Below are 4,540 nucleotides of genomic sequence, written 5' to 3'. Positions count from 1 at the left end.
GATCCACCGACCGGACCGCGACTCGCACATTTCCGAAACTCTCGGGGCGCTGAACGAATTGGTCGACCAGGGGAAAGTCCGTGTCCTCGGTTGCTCCAATTTTTCTGCCGAGCAACTAGAGGAGGCGGAGGAAGTGAGCGAAGACCTCGGTACCGCCCGCTTCGTGAGCGTTCAAAACGAGTACTCCCTGCTAAGTCGCGAAGTCGAAGAGGCCGTATTGCCAGCGTGTGAACGCCTCGACATCGCCTTCATTCCGTACTTCCCGCTGGCGAGCGGCCTCCTGACGGGAAAGTACCGCAAGGGCGAGGCTGCCCCCGACGGGTCCCGGTTGGCGTTTTGGGAGCCCCGCCCCCATCAGACGCTGGATGATGACGTATTGGACCGCGTGGCGAAACTCACCGAGACCGCCGAGAAATTCGGCCACACGCTTCTTGATCTGGCGATCAGCGGATTACTCGCCCGGCCCGAGGTCGCTTCCATAGTTGCCGGCGCGACTACCCCATCCCAGGTTCGGGCCAACGTTGCCGCGGCGGCCTGGACCATGTCGCCGGAAGAGATAGCCGCCCTTGACTTTGTCTGATACCGCGTCATACAAGCCGTAGCCAGTTGCACGGTGCAGGACTCGGAATGGCCGATCGGCATCACGCATATGTCTGGTTACGTTGTTGGATGCCAGGGCCGGCCTCCACCCCCCATCGCTTTCGGGTCTCCCTAGTAAGGTCAAGAATATCTTGGAAGGGATCACGTGATGTTGCAACGAAGTGTGGGGAACACGGGCGTCACCGTGTCGGCCATGGGGCTCGGCTGTATGGCCCTGAGCGGGACCTACCGACCGTCGGACGATGAATCGGGAATCGCCCTGGTCCATCGGGCGATCGAGCTGGGTGTGACTCACCTCGATACATCGAATGCCTACGGTTGGGGGCACAACGAGACCCTTCTCGGGCGAGCGTTGGCCGGACGGAGGGACCAGGTTTTTCTTGCCAGCAAGTTCGGCCAGGCCATGGAGGACGGAAAACGGGTCGTGCACGGCGAACCTCAGTACGTACGAGACAGCTGCGACCAGAGCCTGGCCCGCTTGAAAACCGATTACATCGACCTCTATTACATCCATCGGGTCGACCCGACGGTTCCGGTCGAAGAAACGGTCGGGGCAATGGCGGGTCTCGTAGCGGCGGGCAAGGTTCGCCACCTCGGTATTTCCGAGGCAGCTCCAGCGACCATCCGACGCGCCCATGCGGTCCATCCCCTGGCAGCCGTCCAGACCGAATACTCACTGTGGACCCGGTTCGCCGAGGAAGAGATCTTCGGCGTGTGCGATGAACTCGGTATCTCGTATGTGGCATATGCCCCCATCGGACGAGGCTTCCTCTCGGGTGAGATCAAGGGCACCGAAGACCTCGAGGAGACCGACCGTCGACGCCAGCATCCGCGCTTCGCTCAGGAAAACATCGACCACAACAAAATCATGCTTCAAGCTCTCCAGGACGTCGCCGTAAACCATGGCATTTCCCCGTCACAGGTTGCACTGGCATGGTTGCTGGCACAACGCGATTTCTTGTTGCCGATCCCGGGAACGACGAGTATCTCGCATCTCGAGGAGAATGTCGCCGCTACCGCGATCACTTTGACCGATCAAGAGCTCTCCCTCCTTTCGGAGACATTCGATCCGGCGAGGACGGCCGGGGACCGCTACCCGACTGCTGCACTGGCGAAGGTTCAGATCTGATCCCGTGACCTAGCCCCCAACCCCGGCTTCAGACGGACCGTCTCCGCGCCGAGAGTCCGCAGGACAACCCAGGCTTCGAAGGTCGACTCCTAGCTGCCGAGGCTGGAAGTTCGTCCGGTGACGTCCCACAGATGGTGAACCGGATCGTGGATCTCGTATCTCGCGAAGGTTTCAACTGTGAAGTTGGCGCCGTCGCTTCGGCGACCGGTGCGGGCAAGCTGTTCAGGGGTGATCTTGTCGAATTTCGTAGCGATTGCCTCACCTGCGGCAGCTAGTTCCTCCCGCACGACCCGGGGATCCGCCAGGTCGTAACGCTCCTCCTCTTGGGTGAGGTTCGGGTCCCAGTTGGCAAAGGCTGGATCGTCCTCGGAAAGCATGAGATCCAGGCGTTGGGCGAAGAGTCGATACACGTCCCGTACATGACAGGCGTATTCGAGGGGCGACCAGACTCCGGGGTCGGGTCGAGTTCGTAGCCATGCTTCGTCCCGATCGAGAACAGCCAACCACCCTTGAACGTTCCCACGATTGGCCTCGGCAATCTCGGCGATGGGCAGGGCACCAACCCATGCTCCACACTCCGGGCAGGGACGGTCAAGCACCCAGGTCCAATCTTTGTTGTCAGGTGTTGCACCGATGGGATTCATGCGACAAATGCCTGTCTTCTGCCAATTTGCTCGACTCAGGATACGGGCGTCATCCGGCAATTGCGACCGTCCCGCCCCCAACGTTCAGCGACGTCGTTAGCCGATGCCGCAAGGAACGGACCATCGGTAAGCCTTCCGCCTCCCGTCCCTTTGAACAAACCCTTGACGCCCTCCCGGGACGATGCTTACGTGGAACCCATGGACCAACCAGCTCCTGACCCGCAAGCATCCCGTCGCGCCTTGCCCAACTGGGGTGCTGTGCTATCGATGACGGTCATATTCATCTCCGTCCTGGCGCTCCCTTTGAAGGCGGCGGCGGATCTTGGACTGTCGCCGGCGGAAACTGCCACATGGCTCATAGCCATCTACGGGCTGCCGGGCGCGGTTGCACTCGTTCTCGCACTGCGGTTTAAAGAACCTCTGCTACTGACCGGCAACCTCTTCGTCCTTATCTTCATCAGTCGGCTCGCCGGGCAAGTGCCGTGGGCCGAACTGGTCGGAGCCTCAATCGTCGCAGGAGGCGTCGTGCTCCTTCTTGAGCCACTTGGGCTGACCAAGAAGCTCATCGCATGGCTACCTGCTCCGATCGTGTTTGGGCTTCTGGCAGGCGCGGTTCTGCCGTTCTTCGTCAATATGTTCACCGGATTGGGAGACGCCCCCATCCTCATTGGTGGAACCCTGCTCATCTACCTGCTCGCCCGGTCCTTCCTGGAGCCAAAGGTCTCGGCAATCTTGCCAGCGCTGGTAGGAGGCCTACTCATTGCCGCGATCTCCGGCGACCTCTCGGGCATCTCCCTCGCAGACAGCTTCATTGCTCCCGTAATCACGGGGCCAGTATTCTCGCTGGCTGCGATTTTGACCGTGACGCCAGTGATGGTGGTCCTGATCGAGATCCAATCAAATGCCCCGTCAATCGTCTTCCTGAAGGAGAATGAGTATGAGGCTCCCGAGACGACCATCACCACGATAAGCGGGCTAGGGACCATGGGCGGATCCCTGCTGGGCCCTACCGGCGTCTCCCTTTCGCTTCCCGCCACCGCTCTCATTGCCGGACCGGAGTCCGGAGAACACGAGCAGCGCTACCTGACGGCCGTGACCGTCGCTGGCGTAGCCATGGTGATAGCGGCTCTCGGTGGTTTTGCAGTCCAGCTGGCAACAGCCATTCCTGCCGCCCTCCTGGTAACCGGCGTGGCACTCGCGGTCATCGGGATCCTTGAGAATGCCTTGCAACGTGTTACCGCCGGTCCACTCATCTGGGGCCCCCTATTCGCTTTCGCCATAGCCCTGTCGGAACTCACCTTGCTCGGATTAGGGCCGTTCTTCTGGGCAATCGTTGGAGGCTTAGCCGTAACCCTGATCCTCGAACGGGATGCCTGGATGGCCATGCACGCGCCAACCACCAAATAAAGCTAGGAGTAGGCAGCGGTGAGATCTATAACCGGGCCAGCGATCTAAGCGAGCTCTTCGACCTGCTGAATCAGAAACCGTCGGTCTCCGTCTGTCACGGCAAGTTCGGCGGCCCGCAATAGGGCGACTCTCGCCGCATCTCGGTGTCCAAGTCGCCGCAAGGCAGTCCCCTGGGCCGCATGCAACAGGTGATAGTTGTCAAGGTCGGCGGCTACGGCGTCGAGTGCTGCCAATGCAGCATCTGGACCCTCAACCTCGCCAACGGCGATGGCCCGGTTGAGCGCAACGATCGGGGTGGGCGTCATCGAGAAGAGCTGGTCGTACAACACCAAGATCTGGCGCCAGTCGGTCGCCTCGAAGGACGCGGCGTCGCAATGTACCGCCTGGATGGCCGCTTGCAACTGGTACGGGCCTGGTCGGTTGCGCCGAATGCATGCCTGGACAATGGCGTGCCCTTCTTCGATCGCCGCCCGATCCCACCTGGTCCGATCCTGATCGCGCAGCAGAACCACCTGCCCATCGGCGACGCGGGCCGGAACACGCGCAGCGTTGAGCAGCATCAGAGCGAGCAAACCAGCCACCTCTGGCTCGTCGGGCATCAACTCTCCCAAGGCCCGCCCGAGTCGAATCGCTTCGTTACGCAGCACTCCCCGCTCCGGATCGTCAGCACCCGAGTTGTAGATCAGATAGACCACCGCCAGAACGGACCGAAGTCGGTTTGGCAACTCACTGTCGGGCGGGACTCGATACGGGATGTTGG

5 protein-coding genes are annotated in these 4,540 nt (G+C 61.1%); 3 read left to right on the top strand and 2 right to left on the bottom strand.

The window, feature by feature from the left end:
* Together JJE47_12660 and JJE47_12655 are read left to right on the top strand one after the other, a co-directional pair.
* Nucleotides 1-580: aldo/keto reductase (locus tag JJE47_12660; protein ID MBK5268277.1), on the top strand; the 580-nt coding region annotated here is incomplete at its 5' end.
* 168 nt (nt 581-748) lie between these two features.
* Complete coding sequence (locus tag JJE47_12655) at nt 749-1,729, top strand: aldo/keto reductase (GenBank protein ID MBK5268276.1); 981 nt, start codon at nt 749-751, stop codon at nt 1,727-1,729.
* A gap of 89 nt (nt 1,730-1,818) precedes the next feature.
* On the opposite strand, the gene JJE47_12650 is transcribed toward JJE47_12655, so the two are convergent.
* Nucleotides 1,819-2,373 (bottom strand): DinB family protein, encoded by a 555-nt coding sequence (locus tag JJE47_12650; protein ID MBK5268275.1) that lies wholly within the window; start codon nt 2,371-2,373, stop codon nt 1,819-1,821.
* 198 nt (nt 2,374-2,571) lie between these two features.
* On the opposite strand from JJE47_12650, the gene JJE47_12645 reads away from it, so the two are divergent.
* A complete protein-coding gene (locus JJE47_12645; GenBank protein MBK5268274.1) occupies nt 2,572-3,780 on the top strand; it encodes a benzoate/H(+) symporter BenE family transporter in 1,209 nt (402 codons plus the stop codon).
* 44 nt (nt 3,781-3,824) lie between these two features.
* On the opposite strand, the gene JJE47_12640 is transcribed toward JJE47_12645, so the two are convergent.
* Nucleotides 3,825-4,540, bottom strand: a 716-nt coding sequence (locus tag JJE47_12640; GenBank protein MBK5268273.1) for an RNA polymerase sigma factor, incomplete at its 5' end; no start/stop codon positions are given.

It is taken from the genome of Acidimicrobiia bacterium (genome assembly GCA_016650365.1).
In the GTDB taxonomy this organism is placed as follows: domain Bacteria; phylum Actinomycetota; class Acidimicrobiia; order Spongiisociales; family JAENVV01; genus JAENVV01.
This window is presented reverse-complemented; position numbering and strand designations above follow the sequence as displayed.

Bases quoted from the DNA above. Each gene is read 5' to 3' on its own strand.
- JJE47_12655 (MBK5268276.1), top strand. From the start codon at position 749: ATGTTGCAACGAAGTGTGGGGAACACGGGCGTCACCGTGTCGGCCATG.
- JJE47_12650 (MBK5268275.1), bottom strand. From the start codon at position 2,373: ATGAATCCCATCGGTGCAACACCTGACAACAAAGATTGGACCTGGGTG.
- JJE47_12645 (MBK5268274.1), top strand. From the start codon at position 2,572: ATGGACCAACCAGCTCCTGACCCGCAAGCATCCCGTCGCGCCTTGCCC.